This window comes from Burkholderia sp. BCC1977 (assembly GCF_905339595.1).
In the GTDB taxonomy this organism is placed as follows: Bacteria; Pseudomonadota; Gammaproteobacteria; order Burkholderiales; family Burkholderiaceae; genus Burkholderia.
This window is the reverse complement of the sequence record NZ_CAJPGQ010000001.1, coordinates 1-26557: the sequence shown is the minus strand read 5'-3', so window position 1 is coordinate 26557 and position 26557 is coordinate 1. Positions and strand designations below refer to the sequence as shown.

Sequence of the window (26557 nt, the reverse complement as noted above, 5' to 3'; positions counted from 1 at the left end):
AAGGCCTTCGGGGCTTTTCTTATTCGGTCCCGGCTCGCCGGACCGGACGCGCTACGCGCGGAGCTGGGGCGGCAAGGCGTCCTCGCTCGCGACGAGCCGCATCGCGGCGCGCCGCGTCACTTGTCGACGAGCCGCTTCGGCACCGACAGCGCGAGCAGCCCACCGAGTACGAGAAACCCGGCGAGCATGACCATGCCCACGTCGTTGGCGCCCGTCGCCTGCTTGAGCCAGCCCATCATGTACGGGCTCAGGAAGCCCGCGAGGTTGCCGATCGAGTTGATCATCGCGATGCCTGCCGCGGCTGCCGTGCCGCCGAGGAACGCGGTCGGCAGGCTCCAGAACAGCGGCAGCGTCGTCAGGATGCCCATCGTCGCGAGCGTGAGGCCGAGCATCGCGAGCGCCGTCTGGTGCGCCCAGATCACCGACAGCACGAGCCCGAGCGCGCCGAACGCGGCCGGAATCGCAAGGTGCCAGCGTCGTTCGCGGTGCTTGTCCGCGCTGCGCGCGATCAGGATCATCGCGACCACCGCCGCCGCATACGGAATCGCCGACAGCAGGCCGATCATGAACGTGTCGGTCACGCCGGTCGCCTTGATGATCGTCGGCAGCCAGAAGCCGACGCCGTACAGCCCCATCACGAACGAGAAGTAGATGAGCGCCATCAGCCACACGCGCGGGCTCGCCATCACCGTGCCGAGCGGCAGGTCTTCCTTGGTCGCTTCCTCCGCGTCGACGTTGCGCGCGAGCAGCGCCTTTTCGTCGTCGGTGAGCCATTTGGCCTTCGCGATCCGGTCGTCGAGCGCGAAGAACACGAGCACGCCGGCCAGCACCGACGGGATCCCTTCGAGCAGGAACAGCCATTGCCAGCCGTGCCAGCCGCTTACGCCGTTGAACGCCTTCAGGATGAAGCCGGAGATCGGCCCGCCGATCACGCCGGACAAGGCGACTGCCGTCATGAAGAACGTCGTCATCCGGCCGCGCCGGTGCGCGGGGTACCAGTAGGTGAGGTACAGGATCACGCCGGGGAAGAAGCCGGCTTCGGCGACGCCGAGCAGGAAGCGCATCACGTAGAACATCGCGGGCGTCGTGACGAACATCGTCAGGATCGAGATCACGCCCCACGTCGCCATGATGCGCGCGATCCAGACGCGCGCGCCGACCTTGTGCAGGATGATGTTGCTCGGGACTTCGAACAGGAAGTAGCCGAAGAAGAAGATCCCGGCGCCGAGCCCGTAGACCGTGTCGCTGAGATTCAGGTCGCTCGCCATCTGCAGCTTCGCGAAGCCGACGTTCACGCGGTCGAGATACGCGACCACGTAGCACAGCAGCAGGAGCGGCGTGAGCCGCCAGGACACCTTGCGGTAGGTTGCTTCCTCGAATGCGCCGGACGAGCCCGGCAGCGACTGCGTCGATGTTGCCATGTTGTCTCCTGTGCTTATAGTAGGCCGGAGCCGGCGCAACGCGCCCGATCCGGTGTCGTGCGAAGCCATGACGATGCGTGGCTGCGGCGCCGGCCGGCGATGCCGGCGCGGCGCAATCACGGCCATGCGGCTAGATGCAGCGCCCGCCGTCGACTTCGAGACACACGCCGGTGATGAACTCGGCTTCGTCGGAGGCGAGGTACAGGGCCGCGTTCGCGATGTCCTGCGGCGTCGAGAAGCGGCCGAGCGGAATCGTCGCCAGGAACCGGCGGCGATTCTCCGGCGTGTCCTCGCAGCCCATGAACTCGGTCATCAGGGCCGTCTCGCCGAGCACCGGGTTGATGCAGTTCACGCGGATCCGGTCGACGCCGAGCTCGGCCGCGAGGGACTTGCTCGCGGTGATCATCGCACCCTTCGTGCTGTTGTACCAGACGAGGCCCGGGCGCGGCCGCACGCCGGCCGTCGACGCGACGTTCACGAACACGCCGCCGCCCTGCGTGCGGAAATACGGAACGAAGGTCTGCACGCTCCAGAACAGGCTCTTCATGTTGACGGCGTACACGCGGTCGAACTCGGCTTCCGTCACGTCGAGCACCGGCTTGTTGCGGTGCGTGGTGCCGGCGTTGTTCACGACGATCTGCACCGAATGGAAATCGTCGAGCGCGGCCTGCAGCAGCGCGCGCCAGTCGGCGTCCTTCGACACGTCGCCCGCGACCGCGATCGCCTTGCCGCCCGCCAGCGCGATCTCGCTCGCGACGCGCTCGGCCGCCGCACCGTTCAGGTCGTTGACGACGACGTTCGCGCCTTCGCGCGCGTAGGTCTTCGCGATGCCTTCGCCGAAGCCCGAACCGCCGCCCGTGACGAGGGCCGTCTTGCCGCTCAACCGCATGATGTGTCTCCTGTGCTGGATGCGTGCATGGTGTTGCGCTGCGCGGCCGGTCGTTGCCGGCCGGGTTCGCCCGGTTCAGCCGTGCCGGATCGCGATCGTCTTCAGCGTCGTGAAGCCGTACAGCGCCTCGAAGCCCTTTTCTCGGCCGTGACCCGAGTGGCCGACGCCGCCGAACGGCAGCTCGACGCCGCCGCCCGCGCCATAGTTGTTGATGAACACCTGTCCGGCACGCAGGCGCCGCGCGAGACGCAGCTGGCGTGCGCCGTCGCGGGTCCAGATCCCCGCGACGAGGCCGTACGGCGTGCCGTTCGCGAGTGCGACCGCTTCGTCTTCGTCGACGAACCGCATCGCGGCGAGCACCGGGCCGAACACTTCCTCCTGCGCGAGCCGGTGCGACGACGGCACGTCGCGCAGCAGCGCGGGGGCCTGGTAGAAGCCGCTTTCGGGTGCATCGGCGACGACCTGGCCGTGCCCGGCCATCGGAATGCCGTCGTGCTGCGCGTCGGACAGGAAATCCCACACGCGCTGTTGCTGCTTCGCGTTGATCAGCGGGCCGCAGTCGAGATCCGCGCGGCTCGGGCCGACCCGCAGCCCGTTGAAGGCGGTGGCGAGCCGTTCGACGAGCGGTTCGTACACCGCGCGCTCGATCAGCACGCGGCTGCCGGCCGAGCAGGTCTGCCCGCCGTTCTGCACGATCGCCGACACGAGCACGGGCAGCGCCGCGTCGAGGTCGGCGTCGGCGAACACGATCTGCGGCGACTTGCCGCCGAGCTCGAGCGTGACGGGCACGTGGTTCTCGGCGGCCATCTGCGTGACCAGCTTGCCGGTCGCGGGCGAGCCGGTGAACGAGATGTGGTCGATGCCGGGATGGCGCGCGAGCGCGGCGCCGGCTTCATGGCCGTAGCCGGTGACGACGTTCAGCGCACCGGCCGGCAGCCCGGCTTCGGCGGCCAGTTCGGCCACGCGCAGCACCGACAGGCACGCATCCTCGGCGGGCTTCACGACGCACGCGTTGCCGGCCGCGAGCGCCGCGCCGACGCTGCGCCCGAAGATCTGCATCGGGTAGTTCCACGGCACGATGTGACCGGTGACGCCGTGCGGCTCGCGCACCGTCAGCACAGTGTAGCCGGTCTGATAGGGGAGGGTTTCGCCGTGCAGCTTGTCGGCGGCACCCGCGTAGAACTCGAAATAGCGCGCGAGCGCGGCGGCGTCGGCACGCGCTTGCTTGAGCGGCTTGCCGGTGTCGCGCGCCTCGATCGCGGCGAGTTCCTCGAGATGGTCGGCGACGCGCGCGGACAGCCGCATCAGCACGCGGCCGCGCTCGGCGGCGCTCGCCGCGCCCCACGGGCCCGCGAACGCGTCGCGGGCCGCGGCGACCGCGCGTTCGACGTCCGGCGCCGTGCCGCGCGCGATCGTCGCGAACGGCTGGCCGTCGGATGGGTCGACGACCGGAATTGTCTCCAGTTGCGCGGGCAACGTCCATTCGCCCGCGATGAAGTGCTTCGCTTCTTCCATGGCTGCTCCTGTCGACCCGAGTTAGCGCTTCAGCGCTTACTCGGGTCCCATGCTTCGCGGTCGACCCGATGTCGACCGGACTTGGCGCTTCAGCGCTTAGTCCGGTCCCATGCAAAGCTGTTAGCGCTTCGGCGCTTACTCGGGTCCCATGCTTCGCGGTCGACCCGATGTCGACCGGACTTGGTGCTTCAGCACTTAGTCCGGTCCCATGCAAAGCTGTTAGCGCTTCAGCGCTTACTCGGGTCCCATGCTTCGCGGTCGACCCGATGTCGACCGGACTTGGTGCTTCAGCACTTAGTCCGGTCCCATGCAAAGCTGTTAGCGCTTCGGCGCTTACCCGGGTCTTATGCTTCGCGGTCGACCCGACGTCGACCGGACTTGGCGCTTCAGCACTTAGTCCGGTCCCATGCAAAGCTGACGGTACTTCAGCGCTTACCCGGACCGCATGCTTCGCGGCCGACATACGACGTCGCCCGTGGTTCGGTGGCCGGACATCCGGAACGATTATCGCGCCGATCGTCATCCGGACGCCACCGGTCGATTGGCTATAATGGCGCATTCCCTGCGGGGACGCCCGCGGCGGTGCATCGGCCGCGGCGCCCTGTCCCGAATTCCCATCGACCAACAGAGAGCGCTATGAGCTTCAATCATGTTCCGGCCGGCAAGGACCTGCCGCACGATTTCAACGTGATCATCGAGATCCCCGCGCAAAGCGATCCGGTGAAGTACGAGGCGGACAAGGAGCTGGGTCTCCTCGTCGTCGACCGCTTCATCGGTACCGGCATGCGCTATCCGGTCAACTACGGCTACATCCCGCAGACGCTGTCGGGCGACGGCGATCCGGTCGACGTGCTGGTGATCACGCCGTTCCCGCTGCTGGCCGGCTCGATCGTGCGTTCGCGCGTGCTCGGCATGCTGCAGATGACCGACGAGTCGGGCGTCGACGCGAAGCTGGTCGCCGTGCCGCACGACAAGGTCTGCCCGATGACGGCGAACCTGAAGTCGATCGACGACGTGCCCGAGTACCTGAAGGACCAGATCAAGCATTTCTTCGAGCAATACAAGGCGCTCGAGAAGGGCAAGTGGGTGAAGGTCGAAGGCTGGGCCGGCATCGACGCCGCGCACAAGGAAATCGCCGACGGCGCCGCGAACTACACGAAGTAAGCCGGCTGGCCGGCCTCGCGGCCGGTTCGTTCGGAACGCAAACCGCGCGTGTCTCCTCAGGAGGCCGCGCGGTTTTGTTTTGTGCGCGGGTTGGCGCGGGCGGCGGCTTTGTTGCGGGCGGGAGCGGGCAGGGTGCCCGCACTCGGCGCGGCCTTCGCACGTTTCGCGCCCGTTGCGCGGCGCGCGGGGGCAACGGGGGCCTCGATGACTTCGGCGGCGGCCTTCCTTGCCGACACACGGCCGCGTGCCGGCGCGGATGCGGCCGGTTCGTTCGCGGCGGACTTGCCGCCGGTTGCCGGCGCTTTCCCTTTCCGTTTCGGCGCCGCGTGTGTGGCCGGCTTGTCCCGTTTTGCCGGCGTGCCGCGCGAGGCGGTCTTGTTCCGTTCCGCGTCGTCCGCGATTCCGGCACGCATCGAGGCGGCAGGCGCGGCCTTGGCCGGCTTGGATGCCGTTGCGGTTCGTCCGGGCTTCGCTGATTTCGTGGGCTTCGCTGGCCTCGCGGGCTTCGTGGGCTTCGTGGACTTCGCTGGCTTCGTGGGCTTCGTGGGCTTCGTGGGCTTCGCGGCCCCGGACTTTTTCCCGGCAGTTCCGGTCTTCGCGGCTTTCCCGCCGGCCTCTTCGGTGCCGGCCGGCCGCGTCGCAAGGTCGGCGCGCTTCGCCTTCACCTTCTTCCTTCCGCGCGTGCCGTCCTGCAGCCCGTCCGCATCGACGTTCCCGTCGATCGACATCCCGGCCGGCAACACCGATTCCAGCGTCCGGATCCCGGCCGCCAGCTCGCGTTTCTGCGCGGCCGTGAGCCGCTTCACCCAGTACTCGGCACGCGATGCGATCGAACGGTCGGGCAGCGGGAACGACGCGAGCACCGCGCGCGGCTTGCGCGAGCGCGTATAGCGCGCGCCCTTGCCGGCGGCGTGCTCGTCGAAGCGCGCGGCGACGTCGGTCGTGATGCCCGTATAGACGCTGTCGTCGGCACACTCGATCAGATACAGAAACCAGGACATGGGAAGGCGGCGGGATGCGAAGCCGTCAGTGTCTCAGAAATGGCGTGCGTCAACGCCACCGATCGCCGTGACCGTCGCGGAAGCGGCTGGGCGCGGCGCCGAGTTCGCGCGTGAAGAAGCGCGTAAACGCGCTCGTCGAACGGAACCCGACGCGCACGCCGATCTCGCCGATCGGCAATTGCGTATTCAGCAGCAGGTCGCGCGCCTCGCCGAGCCGTGCCTGTGCGACGAGCGCGTGAAAGCCGACGGCTTCGCGATGCAGCCGCCGGCGCAGCGTCCAGCGCGACATCGCGAAGCGCGTGCATACGTGCTGCATCAGCGTGTCGGTCGGCACGTCGACGTCGTCGGCGGTACGCAGCCAGTCGCGTACGCATTGCGCGACCGACGAGCCGAAGGTCGAGCGCATGCGCACGCGATCGCGCGCGGTGTCGGCTGCGTGACGCTGGATCTCCGCGAGCGGCGCGTTGTAGCGCTCGAACGGCGTATCCCAATGCGCGGAGCGCAGCACGATGCGATTGCGCGCGGCATCGAATGCTACCTGCGTGCCGAGCGTGTCGCGCAGCGCGGCCGCGGGCGCGAACGCGCGGCCGGCGAATTCGGCGTCGTCGACGCGCACCTGCGGATCGTACAGGCTCGCGAGCGAGGCGAGGATCGCGAGGTTCGCGAACGCGCTGCTCCCGTGCCGGCCGTCCCCTTCGTTCACGTATTCGAACGCGATCGCATCGTCGTGCTCGCGCGCGAGCACCCAGTCGACGTTGCCGATCAGCTCGCGATAGTGCAGGAAACCGTGCAGCGCGTCGCGCAGCGTTGCCGCGTTGCAGGTGACGCCGGCGAGCTCGGGAAACGGCACGAGCCACGACACGGCCTGCCGTGGCGGGCGATGCCAGGACAGCGGCCAGCCGCTCGTCAGCCGCATCGCGGCGACGTGGCGGTCGCCGGCGATGCGGCGCGTGTCGTCGGCGAGCTCGGCCGGCCCGATGCCGAGCGTTTCGTAAAGCGGGGCGAGCTCGATGCCGTTCGCGCGCGCGTCTTCGCACAGCGCGCGGTAGATCCGGACGGATACCGATTTCTGTCGCAACTCCATGTCTGTCTCCCTGTCGTCATGCCGTTCGGGTTTGTCCCCGCTGCGAGAGGTCAACGCATGCTCCTGCCGGTCAAGCATGGTGGCCGGTCGATTTTTAGACTCGGACGCTGGAGTGTGGCGACAAGTACAACAGATCGATTCAGGAGGATCAATGAAAACTTCGCTGTTCCGGTGTTCGACGATTGCGTCCGCGTGTGCGCTCACGGTGCTGCTCGCCTCGTGCGGCGGCGACGACATCCACGCGGATCCGGCCGCGCCGGCCGACCTCGATGCCGCGGCCGACCAGCGCGCGGCCGCGCTCGTCGCGCAACTGACGACCGACGAGAAACTGCAGCTCGTGCACGGCACCGGCATGCCCGCGCTCGACCTCGGCGGCCCGTTTCCGGCCGATGCGCTGAACGGCGCGAGCTACATCCCCGGCGTGCCGCGGCTCGGCATTCCGGCCGTCAGCAGTGCCGATTCGGCCGGTGGCGTGAACGTGAAGAACGCGCGCGTGACCGCGCTGCCCGCTCCGGTCGCGCTCGCGGCGACGTGGGATCCGGCGCTCGCGGGCACCTACGGCACGCGCATCGCGCTCGAATTGCGCGCGCTCGGTTTCGCGGAAGGGCTCGGCGGCGGCGTGAACCTCGCGCGCGAGCCGCGCAACGGCCGCACGTTCGAATACATGGGCGAGGATCCGGTGCTCGCGGGCACGCTGAGCGCCGCGCGCACGCAGGGCACGCAGGCGCAGAAGGTGATCGCGACGATCAAGCATTTCGCATTCAACGACCAGGAAACCAACCGGATGACGATCGATTCGGTCGTCGACGAGCGGACCATGCGCGAGGCCGAGCTGCTCGCGTTCGAGATCGGCGTGAAGGACGGCCAGCCGGGCAACGTGATGTGTTCGTACAACAAGCTGAACGGCGTGTATGCGTGCGAGAACCCGTACCTGCTGACGACGGTGCTGAAGAACGAATGGGGCTTCAAGGGCGTCGTGCAGTCGGACTGGGGCGCGACGCACTCGACGGTCGCGGCCGTGCAGGCGGGGCTCGACGAGGAACAGCCGGGCGCGGCCGACGACGGCAACGCGCCGCTCGGCTCGTACTTCAATACGAAGCTGCGCGCGGCGCTGCAGGCCGGCAGCGTGTCGGTCGCGCGGCTGAACGACATGGTGCAGCGCAAGCTGCGCACGCTGATCCGCATCGGCGTGATGGATGCGCCGCCGAAGCCGGGCGGCGCGATCGACGAAGCCGCCGGCAACGCCGACGCGCTCGCGATCGCGCGGCAATCGGCGGTGCTGCTGAAGAACGCGGCCGCGCCGGGCGATGCGCAGCCCGTGCTGCCGCTCGCGGCCGGCGCACTCAAGTCGGTCGTCGTGATCGGCGGGCACGCGGACGCGGGCGTGCTGTCGGGCGGCGGCTCGGGCGCGGTGCCGGCGATCGACGGCAATGCGGTGACGACCTGCCAGCAGCCGGCCGACATGCTGTTCGGCGGCTGCGCGACCTGGTACAAGTCCGCGCCGCTCGCGGCGATCCGCGCGAAGGCGCCGAACGCGTCGGTCAGCTATTTCGACGGGACGGACGCGACCGCCGCCGCGTCCGCGGCCGCGCAGGCCGATGTCGCGATCGTGTTCGCGACGCAGTGGCAGACGGAAGGGCTCGACCTCGCGAGCCTGGCGCTGCCGGACGCGAAGGCCGATGCGTACAACCAGCAATACGACCAGAACGCGCTGATCGCGGCGGTGGCGGCGAAGGCGAAGCGCGTGATCGTGGTGCTCGAGAACGGCAGCCCCGTGCTGATGCCGTGGCTCGCGAACGTGCACGGCGTGCTCGACGCATGGTATCCGGGCGCGCAGGGCGGCCAGGCGATCGGCGACCTGCTGTTCGGCGACGCGAATCCGTCGGGCCGGCTGCCGCTGACGTTCCCGAAGCAGGAGGCCGACCTGCCGCAGCCGACGATCGATCCGTCGAACCCGCGGAACGTCTATGCGGAAGGGCTCGCGTACGGCTATCGCTGGTTCGATGCGAAGGCGATCGAGCCGCTGTTCCCGTTCGGCTACGGGTTGTCGTACACGACGTATGCGCTGTCGGCGATGACCGCGCGGGCCGACGCATCGGGCAACGTGACGGTCGGCGTGACGGTGACGAATACGGGCGCGCGGGCCGGCACGCAAACGGTGCAGATCTACGCGGCGCTGCCCGCAGCGCTCGGCGAGCCGCCGAAGCGGCTCGTCGGCTGGACGAAGGTCGCGCTGCAGCCGGGCGAGGCGCGCGCGGTCAGCATCGCGGTGCCGGCGCAGCGCCTTGCGGTCTGGGATGCGGAGGCGCACGCATGGCGGATCGGTGCAGGCAGCTACGGGCTGTCGGCGGCCGCGTCGTCGCGCGACCCGCAGGCGTTGTCGCAGACGGTGACGCTCGCCGCGCACTGAAGCTGGCGGCACTCGGCACTCGGCACTCGGCACGCGGCACGCGGCACGCGGCACGCGGCGGGGCGGTTCGACCCTCGCCGTGTGCCGGTGTGCCGGCAGACCGACGTTATCCGCCGCGCCGGAACGGATCGTGTTCGCGCAACTCGTCGACGTACGCGTGGATGTGCTCGGTCTCGCGTTCCAGAAAGCGCGCGACCGCGTCGGAGAACGCCGGGTGCGCGAGCCAGTGCGCGGAATGCGTGACGGTCGGCAGGAAGCCGCGCGCGAGCTTGTGCTCGCCTTGCGCACCGCCCTCGAACGTGTCGAGCCCGGCCTCGATGCAGAACTCGAGCAACTGGTAGTACGACGTTTCGAAATGCAGGCAGGGCACGTGTTCGAGCGCGCCCCAGTAGCGGCCGTACAGCGTGCCGCCGCTGCCGTTCGCGCCGCGCCGGTAGACGGCGAGCGCGCTCGCGATCGGCTGCCCGTCCGCTTCGGCGATCACGAGCAGCAGGTTCTCCGGCATCGTCGCGCCGATCGCGCGGAAGAAGTCGAGATTCAGGTACGGGCTCGAGTAGTGCTCGCGGTAGGTCTGCCGGTAGCAGCGCGAGAAGAAGCGCCAGTCGGCGTCGGTGATCCGGTCGCCGGTGAGCCGCCGGAACGTGACGCCGGCATCGCGCACCTTGCGCCGTTCCGCGCGGATGTTCTTGCGCTTCTTCTGCTCGAGCGTGCCGAGGAAGTCGTCGAAGTCGCGGTAGCCGTCGTTGAGCCAGTGGAACTGCACGCCTTCGCGCAGCATCATCCCCATCGACCCGAGCAGCCGCGCTTCGTCTTCGGTCGGGAACAGCACGTGCAGCGACGACACGTCGCTCTGCTCGGCGAACGCAAGCAGCGTGGCCGCGAGTTGGCGCCGCGCGTCGTCGTCGGCCGCGAGCAGGCGCGTGCCCTGCACGGGCGTGAACGGCACCGCGCACAGCAGCTTCGGGTAGTAGGGCAGGTCGTTGCGCTGGTACGCGTCGGCCCACGCCCAGTCGAACACGTATTCGCCGTACGAATGCTGCTTCGCGTAGACGGGCGCGGCGGCCGCGAGCCGGCCCGTGCGCGCGTCGGTCAGCGTGACGAAGTGCGGCGACCAGCCGGTGCCGTCGACCGCGCAGCGCGCGACGTGCAGCGCGTCGAGGAATTCGTGGCGCAGGAACGGCGTCGGCTGCGCGTCGCGCTCGAGCAGCGCGTTCCATTCGTCGGCCGGCACCTCCGCGGGGGACGACAGGATGCCCGTGCGATAATCGATGCGTTCGTGTTTCAAGCGTGAATCCGTACTGTTGGATGCCGCCGGATGCGTGCCGCCGTGGCCCGCGTCCGGGACGATTTCGTCAGCCGTTCAGGGCGCGCCGCCGGGCTGCGCCGATCCCGTCATGAAGACCCGACTCGCTCTCGCCCAGATCAACGTCACCGTCGGCGACTTCGCCGGCAACGTCGCGCGGATCGTCGCGGCCGCCCGCGCCGCGCACAACGATGGTGCGCAGCTGATGATCGCGCCCGAACTCGCGCTGTCCGGCTATCCGCCGGAAGACCTGCTGCTGCGGCCCGCGTTCTACACGGCGGCGGCGGCCGCGCTCGACGCGCTCGCCGACGCGCTGCGTGAGTTCGACGGGCTCGCGGTGCTGGTCGGCCATCCGTTGCGGAGCGCGGGCGCTGATCCGCACGCGCCAGCCGTCGATGGTAATGCAAACCGCCCGATCGAGCGCGGCGTGCCGCCGGCCGACACCTACAACGCGGTGTCGCTGATCGTCGGCGGCGAGATCGTCGGGTCGTACCGCAAGCAGGATCTGCCGAACGCCGACGTGTTCGACGAGAAGCGCTACTTCGCGACCGACACCGAGCCGCTCGTGTTCGAGCTCGACGGCGTCAAATACGGCGTGATCATCTGCGAGGACGCATGGCATGCGTCGGCCGCGCAGATCGCGAAGGCCGCCGGCGCGCAGGTGCTGCTGATCCCGAACGGTTCGCCGTACCACATGAACAAGGAGGCGCTGCGCATCGACATCCTGCGCGCGCGGATCCGCGAAACCGGGCTGCCGATGGTGTACGTGAACCTCGTCGGCGGCCAGGACGAGCTCGTGTTCGACGGCGGCTCGTTCGTGCTCGACGCGCAGGGCACGCTCGTCGCGAAGATGCCGCAGTTCGACGAAGGGCACGCGATCGTCGAATTCGACCGAGCGCGACCGCTGCCCGGCACGATCGCGCCCGAGCTGCCGGTCGACGCTCAGGTCTATCGCGCGCTCGTGACCGGCGTGCGCGACTACATCGGCAAGAACGGATTTCCCGGCGTGCTGATCGGGCTGTCGGGCGGCGTCGATTCGGCGCTGGTGCTCGCGGTCGCCTGCGACGCGCTCGGGCCCGAGCGCGTGCGCGCGGTGATGATGCCGTCGCGCTACACGGCCGACATCTCGACCACCGACGCGGCGGAGATGGCGCGGCGCGTCGGCGTGCGCTACGACGAGATCGCGATCGCGCCGATGTTCGACGCGTTCCGGGCCGCGCTCGCGGGCGAATTCGCGGGCCGCGCGGAGGATGCGACGGAAGAGAACATCCAGGCGCGCATCCGCGGCACGCTGCTGATGGCGCTGTCGAACAAGTTCGGCTCGATCGTGCTGACGACCGGCAACAAGAGCGAGATGGCGGTCGGCTACTGCACGCTGTACGGCGACATGGCCGGCGGCTTCGCGGTGATCAAGGACATCGCGAAAACGCTGGTCTACCGGCTGTGCCGCTATCGCAACGCCACTGCCGACTACGGGCGGCGCGACGTGATCCCCGAGCGGATCCTGACGCGCGCGCCGTCGGCCGAGCTGCGCGAGAACCAGACCGACCAGGACAGCCTGCCGCCGTACGACGTGCTCGACGCGATCATGCGGATGTACATGGAGGAAGACCGGCCGCTCGCGGAGATCGTCGCGGCCGGTTATGCGGAGGCCGACGTCGCGCGCGTGACGCGGCTCATCAAGATCAACGAATACAAGCGCCGCCAGGCGCCGATCGGCATTCGCGTCACGCATCGCGCGTTCGGGCGCGACTGGCGCTATCCGATCACGTCACGCTTTACCGAACGTCTCGACTGAGCCGTGCCGTACGCGGCTGGCCGGCTCAGGGCTGACATTAAGGCTCATGTTAAGACTTACAATCGGGATCGCGATTTTTCATCCAAACGAGCATTGAGGGACAACCATCATGAAACGCATCACCGCCATCATCAAGCCGTTCAAGCTGGACGAAGTCCGTGAAGCGCTCGCCGAAGTGGGCCTCACCGGCCTGACCGTGACGGAAGTGAAGGGCTTCGGCCGCCAGAAGGGGCACACCGAGCTGTATCGCGGCGCCGAATACGTGGTCGACTTCCTGCCGAAGATGAAGATCGAGGTGGTCGTCGCGGAAGCGCAGGTCGACCAGGTGATCGACGCGGTGATCGGCGCGGCGCGCACGGGCAAGATCGGCGACGGCAAGATCTTCGTGTCGGACGTCGAGCGCGTGATCCGCATCCGCACCGGCGAAGAGAACGAAGCGGCGGTCTGAGCGCCGCACCCGGCCCGTTCGGCCCGTTCGGCTGATCGGGCCGCGGATCGCACGATCCCGGCTCGCCAATAAAAAACGGTGCGGATACCCGGGTGGGTACCGCACCGATACGCGCCTCTCGCAGCAGCGTGGAAAGTGTTGTCGAATCGTTCTCTGGACGGCGCCTGATCAGAACAGGTGCTGGATGCCGGCGTAGACGCCGGTCTGGCTGCCGCCCGGATGCGGGTTGCCCGTCGACACGGCGGTGCCTGCACCGTTCGCGTTCAGGCCGAAGTTGGCCGTCGAGCTGTTGCGCACCGTCGCGACCTGCACGTCGAACAACGTGCGCTTCGAAATGTTGTACGAACCGCCGACCGTGTAGATGTTCGCGTTGCCGCCGCCGTGGTTGGCGTTCACGTGATACACGGCCGCGATCAGCGCTGCCGCCGGCGTTGCCTGCCACGTCACGCCGCCCCAGACCTGCTGGGTGCCGGTGATGCCGTTGTTGACGGCCGGGCCGCCGCTGCCGTCCGCGTGCGACGACTGATAGGCCGCTTGCAGCTTGAACTGGCCGAGGAACACATTCAGGCCCGCGAAATATTCACGCGAGTAGTTGAACACGTCCGAGAAGCGGCCGTTGCTGTCGCGCGTTTCGTCGTAGATGCCGCGCAACTGGAACAGCGAGTTCGTGTACGTGACCTGTGCGCCGGCTGCACGGCCCGGCTGGCCGGCCGTCGTGTTGCCGTTGAAGCTGGTCGAGTTCGAGAACGCGAACTGGCCGTAGAAGTCGAGGCCGTAGAACTGCGGCGACTGGTACGACACGTTGTTGCTGGTCTTGTTCCAGTTGCGGCCGCGCACGAGCGATGCCGACGACCAGCTCGACTGGCCCAGCGGATCGAAGTCCCACACGCCGTTCGCGATCGCGAGTTCGCGACCCAGCAGCAGCGTACCGTAGCGGTCGTTGGAGATGCCGACGGTCGCGAAACGATCCCAGATCGAGCCGCTGAAGCCGCCCGTCATCGTGTTGAACGCGCCTTCGAGGTGGAACAGGACCTTGTTGCCGCCGCCGATGTCCTCGCTACCCTTCAAGCCCCACAGGCTCGTGCCCCAGTCGCCGCTTTCCGCGCGCACTTGGTGGCCGTTCTGCAGGCCGTTCAGGTACTCAAGGCCGGCATCCAGGCGACCATACAGCGTGACGCTGCTCTGCGCGTGCGCCGTAACCACCCCAGCAGCCATCAGCGCGGCCGCGACCAAAGCTTTCTTCATCATCTCCTCCATACCCTGTCAAAAAGTCAACCCAGACTGCACGAGATGCCCGGAGCAGCGAGCGCCGGGCAAAAGCGAAAAGCGGGATAACCAGGGAGACCTCGTGCAGGGCCGGTAAGCGCGGCACGCGGGCATGCGGACGGAAAACCGTTGAGCGGTCCCGCGCGGCCGGGTCGGCTTGCGGGGTCTCCTTGTTGTGTCGTGAAGCTAAACTACATTTCACGAACTTCGTTTTGCTACTTTGGTTACTAATTTAGCAAAAATACAATTTTGTGGCGATGGAAATCGTTGTTTGACTAACACGTGTCGCCAAATTGCCATGCAACACAGTGCGCAGCGGGTGCCCAAGGGGCCGTCGATGCCCGGAAAACCCTTGTCATACAAGGGAGACACGGATTCGGTGCCGATGGGTCAAGGATTGCCACTATTGACGTCGCCGCGGGCGCGAGCGTATGCGCCGGCGGCGTGAAATTGGTAAGTATTTCGTAATGAATTGACGGCGGTCCGCCGTTGCCTGAAACACCTGTCCTGCAGGGTGGGGCACGGCCCGCCGCGCCAGCGCGCCCGGCTCAACCGGGCGCCGGCCGGGCGTCGAGCAGTTGCGCGCGAAGCCACCGGTGCGCGTCGGTGCGCGCGTGCTTCGCGTGCGAGTAGACCTTCACCGTGTAGCGCGGGATCTCGAACGGCGCGGGGAAGATGCGGATCGGCGCCGCGTGGCGCAGCGCCTGCGCGGCACGGTTCGGCACCGTCATCAGGAGTGCCGATTCCGCGATCACGAACGGTGCGGCCAGCACGCTCGGCAACTGCACGGCGACCTGCCGCGCGAGGCCGAGGCGGTCGAGCACGTAGTCGACGACGCCGCGCGACTCGTTCCACGGCGTGACGACCGCGTGGCGTGCCGCGAGGTACTGGTCGAGCGTCAGCCGCCGGCGGAGGTCCGGATGCGTGGCGCTCGCGATCACCACGTAGTCGTCCGAGAACCAGTCGAAATCCTCGATGCCCGGCGCGTCGGCGGTCGCCTCTTCGTGATAGCCGAGCGCGAAGTCGATGCGGCCGGCCGCGAGTTCGTCGATCGAAATCTTCCGGTCGGAGTGGACGACGCGGATCCGCAGCCGCGGCGCGACCTGCTCGATGCGCGCGAGCAACGCCGGCAGCACGGCGAACGCCGTGTAGTCGCTCGCGGCGAACACGAACGTGCGGTCGCTTTGCGCGGGATCGAAGCGGCGTGCGCGGGCGAGCCCCTTCGACATCGTGTCGAGCGCGTCGCCGGCCCAGGTGGCGATGTCGTCGGCGCGCACGGTCGGCTGCATCTCGTTGCCGAGCCGCACGAACAGCGCATCGCCGATCGCTTCGCGCAGCCGCGCGAGCGCGTGGCTCAGCGCGGACGGGCTCATCGCCAGCTCGTGCGCGGCCGCGGCGACCGACCGGTGGCGATACAGCGCGTCGAACGCGAGCAGCAGGTTCAGGTCGAGACGGCGCAGGTCGGGATGCATCATGTTCAGGTCGAGATGAAGAAACTGCACTTCCTGCAGTTGAGCCGTGAACGTAGCATGTCGATCTGTCCGACGCCAGGCGCGCTTGCGCGGGCGCCGCATTCCGTTTTCAGTCCGGGCCGAAGGAGGGCTCCCTACCGTGCAAATCGACATTCGTTCCGCCACCGTCGCCGACGTGCCGCAAATCCTGCGTTTCATCACCGAGCTGGCCGTCTACGAGCAGGCGGAGCATGAAGTGGTCGCGACGCCTGCATCGCTCGAGCGCAGCCTGTTCGGCGAAGGTTCGCCCGCGTGTGCGCTGATCTGCGAGGTCGACGGCGAGCCGGCCGGCTTCGCCGTGTATTTCTTCTCGTATTCGACGTGGCTCGGCCGCCAGGGGCTGTATCTCGAGGATCTGTACGTATCGCCGCGCTTTCGCGGCGCGGGTGCCGGGCTGCGGCTGCTGAAGGCGCTCGCGCGCATCGCGGTGGACACCGGCTGCGGGCGCTTCGAATGGAGTGTGCTCGACTGGAACGAGCCGGCGATCCGCTTCTACGAAAGCGTCGGCGCGGCGCCGCAGAGCGAATGGGTGCGCTACCGGCTCGCGGGCGATGCGCTGCGCGCGTTCGCCGACGGCGCGCCGGTGGACGCCGCGTAAACGCAAAACGGGCGCCGCACGGCGCCCGTTCGCATGTCGTCACGCGCGTTACTTGAGGCTGCCCGACAGGAACCCGCGCAGGCGTTCGCTCTTCGGGTTCGCGAACACCTCGGACGGCACGCCTTCTTCCTCGACGCGCCCCTGGTGCAGGAACATCACGTGATTCGACACGTTGCGCGCGAAGCCCATCTCGTGCGTGACGACGATCATCGTTCGGCCTTCCTCGGCGAGCTTCTGCATCACCTTCAGCACTTCACCGACCAGCTCCGGGTCGAGCGCCGACGTCGGCTCGTCGAACAGCATCACGTCCGGATGCATCGCGAGCGCGCGCGCGATCGCGACACGCTGCTGCTGGCCGCCCGACAGGTGCGACGGATATTGCTTCTCGACGCGCGGCGCGAGGCCGACCTTCTCGAGATATTCGCGCGCGCGATCCTCGGCTTCCTTCTTCGGGATGCCGAGCACGTTGACGGGCGCTTCCATCACGTTCTCGATCACGTTCATGTGCGACCAGAGGTTGAAGTGCTGGAACACCATCGACAGCTTGGTGCGCACGCGCTGCAGCTGCTTCGAATCGGCCGCGCGCAGCGCGCCCGTCTTGTCCGGCGTGGTGCGCACTTCCTCGCCGTCGACGACGATGCGGCCCGCGTTCGGCTGCTCGAGGAAGTTGATACAGCGCAGCATCGTGCTCTTGCCGGAACCGGACGAGCCGATCACGCTGATCACGTCGCCCGAGTTCGCCTTCAGCGACACGCCCTTGAGCACCTCGTTGTCGCCGTACCGCTTGTGCAGATCGTCGACGAAAAGCTTCTGAGTCTGGGAATTCATCAATAGTCCTGCGAAAACTTACTTGCCTTGCGGGCGCAGATACGCGAGCCAGCGACGCTCGGCCTGGCGGAACAGCCACACGAGCGTGAACGAGATCACGAGATAGAGCAGGGCGGCGATCCCGAATGCGTGGAACGACATGTAGGTCGCCGAGTTCACGTCGCGCGCGATCTTCAGGATGTCCGGCACGGTCGCGGTGAACGCCACGGTGGTCGCGTGCAGCATCAGGATCACTTCGTTGCTGTAGAGCGGCAGCGAGCGGCGCAGCGCGGACGGCAGGATCACGCGGCGATACATCGTGAAGGTGGACATCCCGTACGCGCGCGCGGCCTCGATCTCGCCGTACGACGTCGACTTGATCGCGCCCGCGAAGATCTCGGTGGTGTACGCGCAGGTGTTCAGCGTGAACGCGAGCAGCGTGCAGTGCATCCCGTCGCGGAAGAACGCATCGAGCATCGGCGTGCCGCGCACGAACTGCAGGCTGTAGAGGCCGGTGTAGCAGAGCAGCAGCTGCACGTAGAGCGGCGTGCCGCGGAACACGTACGTGTAGAGCCACACGGCGCCCGACAGCCACTTCTTCCTCGACACGCGGGCCACCGCGAGCGGCACCGACAGGCAGAAGCCGAGGCCGATCGACACGACCAGCAGCCACAGCGTGATCGCGACGCCGGTGATCCGGAAGCCGTCGGTGTAGAGGTAGTTGCGCCAGTATTCTTGGATGAGTTCGATCATAGGTCAGCCTTGCGGACACCGGTCGAGTAGCGCTTTTCGAGCCATATCAGCACGAAGTTCGAGATCGTCGTGATGGCGAGGTAGACCGCACCGGCGATCAGCGTGAAGAAGAAGAACCGCAGCGTGCCCTTGCCGGCGTCCTGCGACGCCTTCACGACGTCCGCGAGGCCGATGATCGACACGAGCGCGGTCGACTTCACGAGCACCTGCCAGTTGTTGCCGATGCCCGGCAGCGCGAAGCGCATCATCTGCGGGAACATGATCCGCGTGAACACCTGCCAGTTGCTCATCCCGTACGCGCTGCCGGCCTCGAGCTGGCCGCGCGGCACCGACAGGAACGCGCCGCGGAAGGTCTCGGTGAAGTACGCGCCGTAGATGAAGCCGAGCACGAGCACGCCGGCGAGGAACGGGTCGATGTCGATCTGGTCCCAGCCGAGCGCGTCGGTGGCGGCGTTCAGCCAGATCTGCAGGCTGTAGAACAGCAGCAGCATCAGCACGAGGTCGGGCACGCCGCGGATCAGCGTCGTGTAGACGGTGCCGGCGCCGTTCGTGAAGCGGTTGCGCGACAGCTTCGCGCCCGCGCCGAGCAGGCCCAGCAGGAACGACAGCGCGAGCGAAAGCACCGCCAGTTTGACGGTTTGCCAGGTGCCTGCGAGGATCAGCGGGCCGTAGCCTTGTAGAAACATATGTGGTCCCTGGTGTGGTCCCGGAGTGCGCACGCGGTGCGCCCCGAAAGACGCGCCCGCCAAGCTGCGCGGAATGCCCCGTGCGTATCATGACCGTCCGCCCCGGCAACGGTGCCGGGCCAGCCCGTCGCGCGAGCGGCGGGCGAGGGGGCGGGCGGCGCGTGGTTGACTGCCTGTACCGCCGGACGCGGGGCCGCCCCCGCATCCGCTTCCCGTCATTGTCTGCGCTCAGCGAGCCGAGTAGACGCTGAACGAGAAATACTTGTGCGACAGCCGGTCGTACGTGCCGTCCTTGTGCATGTCGGCCAGCGCCTTGTTGATCTTGAGCTTGAGGTCCGTGTTTTCCTTGCGCAGGCCGATCGCGGTGCCGTCGCCGATCGTCTTCGGATCCTTCACTTCCGGGCCGGCGAACGCGAAGCCCTTGCCGCGCGGCGTGCGCAGGAAGCCGTAGTCGGCCTGCAGTTCGTCCTGCAGCGTCGCGTCGAGGCGGCCCGAGCCGAGATCGGCATAGACCTGGTCCTGGTTCTGGTAAGGAATGATCGTCACGCCTTGCGGTTCCCAGTACGCCTTCGCATAGGATTCCTGCGTCGAGCCCTGTTCGACGCCGACGTGCTTGCCCTTGAGCGACGCGACCGTCGGCAGCAGCGGCGAGCCGGCCTTCGCGATCATCCGTGCGGGCGCGTCGTACACCTTGTCGGAGAAGTCGATCTGCTCGCGGCGCTTGTCCGTGACGGTCAGCGACGACACGATGACGTCGTACTTCTTCGCCTTCAGTGCCGGGATGATCCCGTCGAGATCCTGCGCGACCCACACGCACTTCACGTTGATCCGCTTGCAGATTTCCTTGGTGAGATCGACGTCGAAACCGACGATCTCGCCGCTCGGCGCGGTCGACTCGAACGGCGGGTAGCTGGCATCGACACCGATCCGCACGGTCTTCCACTCTTTCGCGAAGGCGCTGCCCGCCACGAGGGCGAGGGCGGCGCACAGGGCGGCCTTCTTCATTTCCATCCTTTTGTCGCTCACTTCCAGGAGGGCGCTCGCGGCCGGTCGGGCCGGGCGCCGCGGCGTATTCTAGACGGCCAAAATTCGTGTTTCGGCGCGCAGGCAACGGCGCTCGCCGGACGGGCGAACGCCAAAAGGGCGGTATTTTACCCGAACGCGATACCCGGAAAACGGCAATCCGGCGCGACCGATCGATTCTTCGATCCGGGCGTTGCGGCAATCGTGGTATTCGCAACGGGCATTGCGCCGATTGGATTCGTGGGTGCAACGATGCGGTGCGTCGGCGGCGGATTGTGGCGCGCCCGGCGCGCCCCTACAGTGCAGGTAAACCCGAAGAAAGAATATCTGCCTGCCGGAGTGCCCGCCCCATGTTCCAGATCCGCCGCGCCGCCGACCGCTGCCACACGCGCCAAGGCTGGCTCGAATCGAGCCACAGCTTTCCGCTTGCCGGCGACGCCGGGGCCACGCATCCGCCGTTCGGCGCGCTGCGCGTGCTGAGCGAGGACTGGATCGCGCCGACGCGCGGCTTCGGGATGCAGCCGCGCCGCGACCTCGAAATCGTTACCTACGTGCTGGACGGCGCGCTCGCGCATCGCGACAGCCTCGGCAACGGCGCCATCGTGCGGGCCGGCGGCGTCCAGCGGATGAGCGCCGGCACGGGGCTCATGCATAGCGAAACCAATGCGTCGCGCGACCGGGCGCTGCATCTGCTGCAGATCTGGCTGCAGCCGGCCGGGCGCGGCGGGCGGCCCGGCTACGCGGAGCGGCGTTTCGCCGACGACGAGAAGCGCGGCCGCCTGCGGCTGGTCGCGTCGCCGGACGGCGACGACGGCGCGCTGTCGATCGGTGCGGACGCGCGGATCTTCGCGGGGCTGATCGATGGCGACGAGGCGGTGGCATTCGGCGTGCCGGCGGGGCGCAGTACCTATGTGCACGTGGCGCGCGGCGACGTGGAGGTCAACGGCCACGCGCTGGCCGCGGGCGACGGCGCGCGGATCGGCGGGGTGGACGCGGTCGCGTTCGCACGCGGCCGGGCGGCCGAGGTGCTGCTGTTCGACGTCGCCTGAACTGAAATGAAACAGGGGACGCGGGCCGGGTGCCCGCGTCCCCTGCGATGCCGCCCGGGGAGGCGGCCCGCCGGCTCACTGCGCCGGTGCCGACGCGCCCTTGGCCGCGCGGTGCTGCTCCCAGCGTTCCTTCATCTTCTCGTGACGCTGCTCCATCCGCGCGAACTGCTGCTTCAGCGCGGTGCTGACCGTCGTCTTCTGCTGGTCGTTCAGCCCGTTGTAGAACGCGAGCCAGGCGGCCGAGCTCTGCTCGCGCAGCTGCGCATTCTGCTGCTCGGCCTGCTGGCGGGCGGCGTGCATCGCGTTCAGGTCGAGGATCGGCTGGTTCTGCTGCGCCTTGAATTGCTCGCGCATCTGCTCGTGGCTCTTGCGCATCGCTTCATGGTTCTGCTTCATCGTGTTGACGGCCGTCTGCCATTGCTGCTCCTGCGACGCGTTGAGCTTCAACTGGTCGTGCAGCTTCATGATCACGCCGAACGGGCCGCCGTCATGGCCGCCGTGCATCTGGTGCATGCCGGGGCCGCCCGGCGGCGGCATGTCGTTGGGCTGCGCGGCATGCGCGGTGCCGAATGCGAGAGCGAGCACGGTGGCGGCCGCAATGGCCACGCGGGAAGTCTTCTTATACATTTCAGAAACTCCTGTATCCAAAGGGTCCGGCGATGCGGTGCGCGGGGTGACGCGTGTGCCGCATCCGGTAAGACGCAGGTTAGCGGCGCGTGCTCCGGCGGGTGTTACGCGGGGTGGCTGGCGGGTTACGGTGCATTACAGTTCCCTTGCGTCGTAACCCGCAGTAACCCTTTCGTCTCTTTGTTTCGTTCTTCGACTCCGCGCTCGCGCGGTAAACTTCGAGCCATGACTACCCAGATCCTCATCGTCGACGACGACCAAGAACTCCGAGACCTGCTGCGCGACTATCTCGTGCGCCAGGGGATGGAAGTGTCCGTGCTGCACGACGCGGCGACGCTCGAGAAGCGCCTCGAGCGCGAGCGGCCCGACCTGATCGTGCTGGACCTGATGATGCCGGGCGTGGACGGCCTGACCGCGCTGCGCCAGCTGCGCGCGGCCGGCGACGATATCCCCGTGATCATGCTGACCGCGCGCGCGGACGACGTCGATCGCATCGTCGGGCTCGAACTCGGCGCGGACGACTACCTCGGCAAGCCGTTCAACCCGCGCGAGCTGCTCGCGCGCGTGCAGGCCGTGCTGCGCCGCCGCCGCGCGACGCCGTCGGCGGCGGCGCCCGAGCAGCGCGAGCCGTTCGCGTTCGGCCGCTTCGTGCTCGACTTCCAGGCACGCACGCTGTCGGTCGACGGCAAGCCGGCGACGCTGTCGAGCAGCGAATTCGCGCTGCTGAAGATCTTCGTGAACCACGCGCTGCGCACGCTCACGCGCGAGCGGCTGCTCGAGCTGCTGCACGGGCCCGAGTACGACGGCACCGACCGCGGCATCGACGTCCAGGTGTGGCGCCTGCGCCGCATCCTGGAAACGGATCCGTCGACGCCGCGCTTCATCCAGACGGTCCGCGGGCGCGGCTACGTGTTCGTGCCCGACGGCGAGGCTCATGCGCAAACCCATTGATTCGCTGTTCGGTCGGCTGGCGCTGCTGGTCGTCGGCGTTCTGCTCCTGTCGCACTTCGCGTGGTTCTTCGCGATGCGCCTCGAGCGCAGCCAGATGCAGACTCGGTATGCCGTCGAGGAGGCCGCGTTCCTCGTCGACGCCGTGCGCCAGCACGTCGAGCGCACGCCGGACCAGCCGCTGCCGTCGCGGGTGCGGCTGGTGGCGCCGGACAGTCCCGACGTGCCGAAGGACGCCGAGTTGAACCTGGCGGCGCCGCTCAAGCGTTTTCGCGACGACGTCAGCGAGCGGATGCCGCCCGGCACGCTGGTCGAGATCGGCGCGCCGGGCCATCCGCCGGTGCTGTGGGTCAAGGAGCCGACCGACCGCAACTGGATCGTGGTGCCGGTGCAGCCGCTGCGCCCGCCACGCTCGCTCGACCGGATGCTGCTGTGGCTCGGCACGATTTTCTCGGCCGGCGTGATCGCCGCGCTGTTCGCGGCCTGGCAGCTGCAGCAGCCGCTGCGCTCGCTGGCGCGCGCGGTCGCGCGCTTCGGCCGCGGCCAGCCGGTGCCGCCGCTGCGCGAGCGCGGCCCGCGCGAGCTGCGCCAGCTCACGCACGGCTTCAACCAGATGGTGGAACAGGTGTCGCAGGCCGAGAGCGACCGCGCGGTGATGCTGGCCGGCGTCGCGCACGACCTGCGTACGCCGCTCGCGCGGATGCGCCTGCGCGCGGAAATGATGGACGACGCGCGGCTGCGCGACGGCGTGGTGCGCGACGTCGACTCGATGTCGCACATCGTCGACCAGTTCCTCGTGTTCGCGCACGGCGGGGCGGACCGCAGCGAGCCCGTGTCGGTCGACCAGACCTGCGAGCGGATCGCCCGCAGCTATCGCGCGGTCGCACCGAACGCGCCGGCGGTCCAGACGCATCTGGCCGCCGACGAAGGCTTCCGCCTGCCGACCGCGACGCTCGACCGGATCCTGTCGAACCTGCTGGACAACGCGCATGCGTACGGCGCGCCGCCGGTGCTGGTCGAGACGGCGCGTACGCCGGCGGGTTACGTGCTGTCGGTCAGCGACAGCGGCGGCGGGATTGCGCCGCGCGACCTGGCGGCCGCGACGCGGCCGTTCGTGCGGCTCGACCCCGCGCGCGGCGGGAACGGCCACAGCGGGCTCGGGCTCGCGATCGTCGAGCGGCTGGTGTTGAGGCTGGGCGGGGCGTGCGAGATCGGCAATCGTCCCGAGGGCGGCCTGCGCGTGGCGATGACGTTCCCGTTCGACGTGGTGCCGAAGGACGCACTTCACGCACAGGCCGCGTAAGCGGCGCATGCGGCGCCTGCCGGGCAGGCGCCGCGCGGCATCATTCGCCGAACAGCGTGCCGAGCGTCTCGGCGGCGTTGCTGTCGATGGTGTTGTAGGTCACGCTCGTGGCCTCGAAGATATAGACGGTCGTATAGCGGCCGAGGCGCTCCAGGATCTCCTCCTGCAGCGATTCCGGCACGACGTTCATGTTCAGGTACCACGCCGTCGACGACAGCCGGGTCTGGAACGACCCGTACTCCTGCATCAGCTCGTAGAACGCATCGGCGTCCTGATCGCGGCAGACGATCACCAAGTTTCCTGCCATTCCCTTCCTCCCGCTGGTCGGTCGATCCCTGGCGGCTGTGGGTCGACCGACGCCAGGGGCTAGCCCCGATCATACCTGCTTCGCCGCAATCGTCCGCTGACGTCCGGCATGGTTTGCGTCCGTGTGCGGCTGGCGGGTTCCCGGCCGGCCCGGATCACGGCATAATTCGGGGCCTGCACGCCGGCCGGACGACTGCGGCCGGGCTGCTCCGCACCGCACGCCTGCCGTTCGCCCGCGTGCCGGGCACGATCCGTGCGCCGAGCGTCGCGCGGCGTCGCACCGGCCCCGGACGGTTGAACCTGAAATACAGGTTGGTGTAGTGTCGTGCCGTCGCGGCCCGACTCGCCGCGCCGTGGGCGCAGCTTGCACGCACGGCGCCTCGCGCCGGCGTGAGATCGTGAATCAATCGAATTACCGCGTCGAATTACCGCGCCCGTGCGCTTTGCCATGAATCAACATCGTCTGCCGGCTTCGTTCGGCCTTACCGGGGAGGGCGCCTGATGGACGTCGGATTCTTCAATCCGAACCGGACCGCCAACGCGTCCGCGTGGCGCGTCCTGCCGAACCGGTGGGACTTCATCGCGTTCCCGCTGATCATCTGCCTGATCGCGATGGCGGTCGTCGGCTTTCATGAAACGATGGCGCCGATCGGGACCCTTCAGACCCAGAAGATCTCGCTCGATCCGTCGAACCTGCCCGAATACGCGTTGCGCACCACGCTGCGGATGCTCGCGGCGATGGTCGCGTCGCTCGTGTTCACGCTGGTCTACGGCACGCTCGCCGCGAAAAGCCGCCGCGCCGGCATGGTGCTGATCCCGATCCTCGACATCCTGCAGTCGGTGCCGGTGCTCGGCTTCATCTCGTTTACGGTCACGTTCTTCCTCGCGCTGTTCCCGAGCCGCGTGCTCGGCGCCGAGCTCGCGGCGATCTTCGCGATCTTCACGAGCCAGGCGTGGAACATGACGTTCAGCTTCTACCAGTCGCTGCGCACCGTGCCGCGCGATCTGGACGAAGTGTCGCGCGGTTTCCACCTGACGTCGTGGCAGCGCTTCTGGAAGCTCGAGGTGCCGTTCTCGATGCCGGGGCTGATCTGGAACATGATGATGTCGATGTCGGGCGGCTGGTTCTTCGTCGTCGCGTCGGAAGCCATCACCGTCGGCAACCAGACCATTACGCTGCCGGGCATCGGCGCGTATCTCGCGCAGGCGATCTCGGACAAGAACCTCGGCGCGATCGGCTGGGTGATCCTGACGATGACGGTCGTGATCCTCGCGTACGACCAGTTCCTGTTCCGCCCGCTGATCGCGTGGGCCGACAAGTTCCGGATGGAGAACACCGCGTCGGGCGATGCGCCGCAATCCTGGCTGCTCGACCTCGTGCGCCGCACGCGCCTGATTCATCAGCTGCTGGTGCCGGCCGGCTGGTTCTTCGCGAAGGCGGCGCGGATTCCGCTGCGCCTGCCGCTGTCGGGCGCGATGCGCTTCTCGCTGCCGAAAGTCGAGAAGAAGGCGTCGCGCACGGTCGACATCGCGTGGGCGGTGCTCGTGCTGCTCGGCACGGCCTATATCGTGTGGCGTGTCGTCAGCTTCGTGTCGACCGGCGTGACGATGGGCGAGGTCGGCCATGTGCTGGTGCTCGGGCTCATCACGCTGCTGCGCGTGGTCGTGCTGATCTCGATCGCGTCCGTGATCTGGGTGCCGATCGGCGTGTGGGTCGGGCTGCGCCCGAGGCTCGCCGAGAAGCTGCAGCCGCTCGCGCAGTTCCTCGCCGCATTCCCGGCGAACCTGCTGTTCCCGGCGTTCGTGATCGTGATCGCGCGCTTCCACCTGAACCCCGACATCTGGCTGTCGCCGCTGATCGTGCTCGGTACGCAGTGGTATATCCTGTTCAACGTGATCGCCGGCGCGACCTCCTATCCGAACGACTATCGCGAAGCCGCGACGAACTTCCGGATCCGCGGCTGGCAGTGGTGGCGCCAGGCGATCCTGCCCGGCATCTTCCCGTACTACGTGACCGGCGCGATCACCGCATCGGGCGGCGCGTGGAACGCGAGCATCGTGTCGGAAGCGGTGCAGTGGGGCACGACCAAGATCGAGGCGCACGGCCTCGGCGCGTACATCGCGCAGACCACCGCCGCGGGCGATTTCCCGAAGATCATCCTGGGCATCGCCGTGATGTCCCTGTTCGTCACCCTGTTCAACCGCCTGCTGTGGCGCCCGCTGTATGCCTTCGCCGAAGCGAAGCTGCGGCTCGACTGAGACCGATTGAGAGCGAAACGCGATGCACAATCCGAATGCTGTAAACGCCCCCGTCCAGACGTCCCAGCCGCCGCGCCTCGGTGAGGAAATCCTGCGCGTCGATCACGTCTGCCGCGGCTTCAACAAGACGCAGGGCGAACTGCTCGTGCTCGACGACGCGAACCTGTCGCTGCGCGAAGGCGAGATCGTCGGGCTGCTCGGCCGCTCCGGCTCGGGCAAGTCCACGCTGCTGCGGATCATCGCCGGGCTGATCGAGCCGACCGGCGGTGAAGTGACCTACCTCGGCAAGCCGCTGACCGGCCCGGCCGAAGGCGTCGCGATGGTGTTCCAGACCTTCGCGCTGTTCCCGTGGCTGACCGTGCTGCAGAACGTGGAAGCCGGGCTCGAA

At 68.1% G+C, this 26557-nt stretch carries 24 protein-coding genes; 10 read left to right on the top strand and 14 right to left on the bottom strand.

Going from position 1 to position 26557, the window contains the following annotated elements:
- Positions 1–116 precede the first annotated feature (116 nt).
- The 3 genes from U5771_RS00120 to U5771_RS00110 all read right to left on the bottom strand — a co-directional run bounded on the left by U5771_RS00120 (position 117) and on the right by U5771_RS00110 (position 3825).
- Entirely contained in the window at positions 117–1421 is a 1305-nt protein-coding gene (locus U5771_RS00120; protein ID WP_322022094.1) for an MFS transporter, read from the bottom strand.
- A 130-nt stretch (positions 1422–1551) separates the two neighbouring features.
- Positions 1552–2310 (bottom strand): SDR family oxidoreductase, encoded by a 759-nt coding sequence (locus U5771_RS00115; RefSeq protein ID WP_322022093.1) that lies wholly within the window; start codon positions 2308–2310, stop codon positions 1552–1554.
- 75 nt (positions 2311–2385) lie between these two features.
- Positions 2386–3825 carry an aldehyde dehydrogenase family protein gene (locus U5771_RS00110; protein ID WP_322022092.1) on the bottom strand — a complete coding sequence of 480 codons (1440 nt, stop codon included), beginning with the start codon at positions 3823–3825 and terminating at the stop codon, positions 2386–2388.
- 636 nt (positions 3826–4461) lie between these two features.
- Between U5771_RS00110 and ppa the strand changes: the two genes are divergently transcribed.
- Positions 4462–4989: an inorganic diphosphatase gene (gene ppa, locus U5771_RS00105; protein ID WP_321804760.1), complete on the top strand. Its 528-nt coding sequence runs from the start codon at positions 4462–4464 to the stop codon at positions 4987–4989.
- A 56-nt stretch (positions 4990–5045) separates the two neighbouring features.
- Here the strand turns inward: ppa and U5771_RS00100 are convergent, their stop codons facing one another.
- Positions 5046–5990 (bottom strand): GIY-YIG nuclease family protein, encoded by a 945-nt coding sequence (locus tag U5771_RS00100; protein ID WP_322022091.1) that lies wholly within the window; start codon positions 5988–5990, stop codon positions 5046–5048.
- 49 nt (positions 5991–6039) lie between these two features.
- Complete coding sequence (locus tag U5771_RS00095) at positions 6040–7074, bottom strand: helix-turn-helix transcriptional regulator (RefSeq protein ID WP_322022090.1); 1035 nt, start codon at positions 7072–7074, stop codon at positions 6040–6042.
- A gap of 151 nt (positions 7075–7225) precedes the next feature.
- Here U5771_RS00095 and U5771_RS00090 point away from each other — a divergent pair, with 151 nt between their 5' ends.
- Positions 7226–9484 (top strand): glycoside hydrolase family 3 C-terminal domain-containing protein, encoded by a 2259-nt coding sequence (locus tag U5771_RS00090; RefSeq protein ID WP_322022089.1) that lies wholly within the window; start codon positions 7226–7228, stop codon positions 9482–9484.
- A gap of 106 nt (positions 9485–9590) precedes the next feature.
- Here U5771_RS00090 and U5771_RS00085 read toward each other — a convergent pair whose 3' ends face one another.
- A complete protein-coding gene (locus U5771_RS00085) occupies positions 9591–10769 on the bottom strand; it encodes a GNAT family N-acetyltransferase (protein WP_322022088.1) in 1179 nt (392 codons plus the stop codon).
- Positions 10770–10878: 109 nt separating this feature from the next.
- Here U5771_RS00085 and U5771_RS00080 point away from each other — a divergent pair, with 109 nt between their 5' ends.
- Together U5771_RS00080 and U5771_RS00075 are read left to right on the top strand one after the other, a co-directional pair.
- On the top strand, positions 10879–12585 hold the full coding sequence (locus U5771_RS00080) for an NAD+ synthase (protein ID WP_322022087.1): 1707 nt from the start codon (positions 10879–10881) through the stop codon (positions 12583–12585).
- Positions 12586–12694: 109 nt separating this feature from the next.
- Positions 12695–13033, top strand: coding sequence for a P-II family nitrogen regulator (locus U5771_RS00075; protein WP_006398637.1), 339 nt, complete (start codon positions 12695–12697; stop codon positions 13031–13033).
- Between the two features lie 168 nt (positions 13034–13201).
- On the opposite strand, the gene U5771_RS00070 is transcribed toward U5771_RS00075, so the two are convergent.
- Complete coding sequence (locus tag U5771_RS00070) at positions 13202–14281, bottom strand: porin (RefSeq protein WP_044847749.1); 1080 nt, start codon at positions 14279–14281, stop codon at positions 13202–13204.
- Between the two features lie 566 nt (positions 14282–14847).
- Positions 14848–15774 (bottom strand): LysR family transcriptional regulator, encoded by a 927-nt coding sequence (locus tag U5771_RS00065; RefSeq protein WP_322022086.1) that lies wholly within the window; start codon positions 15772–15774, stop codon positions 14848–14850.
- Between the two features lie 136 nt (positions 15775–15910).
- Here U5771_RS00065 and U5771_RS00060 point away from each other — a divergent pair, with 136 nt between their 5' ends.
- Positions 15911–16408, top strand: coding sequence for a GNAT family N-acetyltransferase (locus U5771_RS00060; protein ID WP_322022085.1), 498 nt, complete (start codon positions 15911–15913; stop codon positions 16406–16408).
- 48 nt (positions 16409–16456) lie between these two features.
- Here U5771_RS00060 and U5771_RS00055 read toward each other — a convergent pair whose 3' ends face one another.
- From U5771_RS00055 to U5771_RS00040, 4 genes are all read right to left on the bottom strand, one after another.
- The gene (locus U5771_RS00055; protein ID WP_057925998.1) at positions 16457–17236 is read right to left on the bottom strand and encodes an ABC transporter ATP-binding protein; all 780 of its coding nucleotides are present in this window, start codon (positions 17234–17236) and stop codon (positions 16457–16459) included.
- 18 nt (positions 17237–17254) lie between these two features.
- Positions 17255–17968, bottom strand: a complete 714-nt coding sequence (locus U5771_RS00050; RefSeq protein ID WP_322022084.1) for an ABC transporter permease — start codon at positions 17966–17968, stop codon at positions 17255–17257.
- Complete coding sequence (locus U5771_RS00045; RefSeq protein WP_322022083.1) at positions 17965–18654, bottom strand: histidine ABC transporter permease HisQ; 690 nt, start codon at positions 18652–18654, stop codon at positions 17965–17967. Before U5771_RS00045 ends, U5771_RS00050 begins: the two co-directional genes overlap by 4 nt.
- A gap of 228 nt (positions 18655–18882) precedes the next feature.
- A complete protein-coding gene (locus U5771_RS00040) occupies positions 18883–19659 on the bottom strand; it encodes an ABC transporter substrate-binding protein (protein WP_322022082.1) in 777 nt (258 codons plus the stop codon).
- A 368-nt stretch (positions 19660–20027) separates the two neighbouring features.
- Here U5771_RS00040 and U5771_RS00035 point away from each other — a divergent pair, with 368 nt between their 5' ends.
- On the top strand, positions 20028–20726 hold the full coding sequence (locus tag U5771_RS00035) for a pirin family protein (RefSeq protein ID WP_322022081.1): 699 nt from the start codon (positions 20028–20030) through the stop codon (positions 20724–20726).
- A gap of 75 nt (positions 20727–20801) precedes the next feature.
- Here the strand turns inward: U5771_RS00035 and U5771_RS00030 are convergent, their stop codons facing one another.
- Positions 20802–21353, bottom strand: coding sequence for a Spy/CpxP family protein refolding chaperone (locus tag U5771_RS00030; protein WP_124613477.1), 552 nt, complete (start codon positions 21351–21353; stop codon positions 20802–20804).
- Between the two features lie 225 nt (positions 21354–21578).
- Between U5771_RS00030 and U5771_RS00025 the strand changes: the two genes are divergently transcribed.
- Together U5771_RS00025 and U5771_RS00020 are read left to right on the top strand one after the other, a co-directional pair.
- Positions 21579–22304 carry a response regulator gene (locus tag U5771_RS00025; RefSeq protein ID WP_009693256.1) on the top strand — a complete coding sequence of 242 codons (726 nt, stop codon included), beginning with the start codon at positions 21579–21581 and terminating at the stop codon, positions 22302–22304.
- Positions 22288–23604, top strand: coding sequence for an ATP-binding protein (locus U5771_RS00020; RefSeq protein ID WP_322022080.1), 1317 nt, complete (start codon positions 22288–22290; stop codon positions 23602–23604). The genes U5771_RS00025 and U5771_RS00020 overlap by 17 nt, the downstream gene beginning before the upstream one ends.
- A gap of 40 nt (positions 23605–23644) precedes the next feature.
- On the opposite strand, the gene U5771_RS00015 is transcribed toward U5771_RS00020, so the two are convergent.
- Positions 23645–23911, bottom strand: a complete 267-nt coding sequence (locus U5771_RS00015) for a hypothetical protein (RefSeq protein WP_027786765.1) — start codon at positions 23909–23911, stop codon at positions 23645–23647.
- Between the two features lie 500 nt (positions 23912–24411).
- Here U5771_RS00015 and U5771_RS00010 point away from each other — a divergent pair, with 500 nt between their 5' ends.
- Together U5771_RS00010 and U5771_RS00005 are read left to right on the top strand one after the other, a co-directional pair.
- Complete coding sequence (locus U5771_RS00010) at positions 24412–26169, top strand: ABC transporter permease subunit (RefSeq protein ID WP_322022079.1); 1758 nt, start codon at positions 24412–24414, stop codon at positions 26167–26169.
- A gap of 22 nt (positions 26170–26191) precedes the next feature.
- A partial coding sequence (locus U5771_RS00005; protein ID WP_322022078.1) for an ATP-binding cassette domain-containing protein occupies positions 26192–26557 on the top strand: 366 nt, incomplete at its 3' end.

Excerpts from the sequence above, each read along its gene's own strand:
- U5771_RS00120 (WP_322022094.1), bottom strand. The coding sequence starts at position 1,421 with ATGGCAACATCGACGCAGTCGCTGCCGGGCTCGTCCGGCGCATTCGAG.
- U5771_RS00115 (WP_322022093.1), bottom strand. The coding sequence starts at position 2,310 with ATGCGGTTGAGCGGCAAGACGGCCCTCGTCACGGGCGGCGGTTCGGGC.
- U5771_RS00110 (WP_322022092.1), bottom strand. The coding sequence starts at position 3,825 with ATGGAAGAAGCGAAGCACTTCATCGCGGGCGAATGGACGTTGCCCGCG.
- ppa (WP_321804760.1), top strand. The coding sequence starts at position 4,462 with ATGAGCTTCAATCATGTTCCGGCCGGCAAGGACCTGCCGCACGATTTC.
- U5771_RS00100 (WP_322022091.1), bottom strand. The coding sequence starts at position 5,990 with ATGTCCTGGTTTCTGTATCTGATCGAGTGTGCCGACGACAGCGTCTAT.
- U5771_RS00095 (WP_322022090.1), bottom strand. The coding sequence starts at position 7,074 with ATGGAGTTGCGACAGAAATCGGTATCCGTCCGGATCTACCGCGCGCTG.
- U5771_RS00090 (WP_322022089.1), top strand. The coding sequence starts at position 7,226 with ATGAAAACTTCGCTGTTCCGGTGTTCGACGATTGCGTCCGCGTGTGCG.
- U5771_RS00080 (WP_322022087.1), top strand. The coding sequence starts at position 10,879 with ATGAAGACCCGACTCGCTCTCGCCCAGATCAACGTCACCGTCGGCGAC.
- U5771_RS00075 (WP_006398637.1), top strand. The coding sequence starts at position 12,695 with ATGAAACGCATCACCGCCATCATCAAGCCGTTCAAGCTGGACGAAGTC.
- U5771_RS00070 (WP_044847749.1), bottom strand. The coding sequence starts at position 14,281 with ATGATGAAGAAAGCTTTGGTCGCGGCCGCGCTGATGGCTGCTGGGGTG.
- U5771_RS00065 (WP_322022086.1), bottom strand. The coding sequence starts at position 15,774 with ATGATGCATCCCGACCTGCGCCGTCTCGACCTGAACCTGCTGCTCGCG.
- U5771_RS00055 (WP_057925998.1), bottom strand. The coding sequence starts at position 17,236 with ATGAATTCCCAGACTCAGAAGCTTTTCGTCGACGATCTGCACAAGCGG.
- U5771_RS00050 (WP_322022084.1), bottom strand. The coding sequence starts at position 17,968 with ATGATCGAACTCATCCAAGAATACTGGCGCAACTACCTCTACACCGAC.
- U5771_RS00045 (WP_322022083.1), bottom strand. The coding sequence starts at position 18,654 with ATGTTTCTACAAGGCTACGGCCCGCTGATCCTCGCAGGCACCTGGCAA.
- U5771_RS00040 (WP_322022082.1), bottom strand. The coding sequence starts at position 19,659 with ATGAAGAAGGCCGCCCTGTGCGCCGCCCTCGCCCTCGTGGCGGGCAGC.
- U5771_RS00035 (WP_322022081.1), top strand. The coding sequence starts at position 20,028 with ATGTTCCAGATCCGCCGCGCCGCCGACCGCTGCCACACGCGCCAAGGC.
- U5771_RS00030 (WP_124613477.1), bottom strand. The coding sequence starts at position 21,353 with ATGTATAAGAAGACTTCCCGCGTGGCCATTGCGGCCGCCACCGTGCTC.
- U5771_RS00025 (WP_009693256.1), top strand. The coding sequence starts at position 21,579 with ATGACTACCCAGATCCTCATCGTCGACGACGACCAAGAACTCCGAGAC.
- U5771_RS00020 (WP_322022080.1), top strand. The coding sequence starts at position 22,288 with ATGCGCAAACCCATTGATTCGCTGTTCGGTCGGCTGGCGCTGCTGGTC.
- U5771_RS00015 (WP_027786765.1), bottom strand. The coding sequence starts at position 23,911 with ATGGCAGGAAACTTGGTGATCGTCTGCCGCGATCAGGACGCCGATGCG.
- U5771_RS00010 (WP_322022079.1), top strand. The coding sequence starts at position 24,412 with ATGGACGTCGGATTCTTCAATCCGAACCGGACCGCCAACGCGTCCGCG.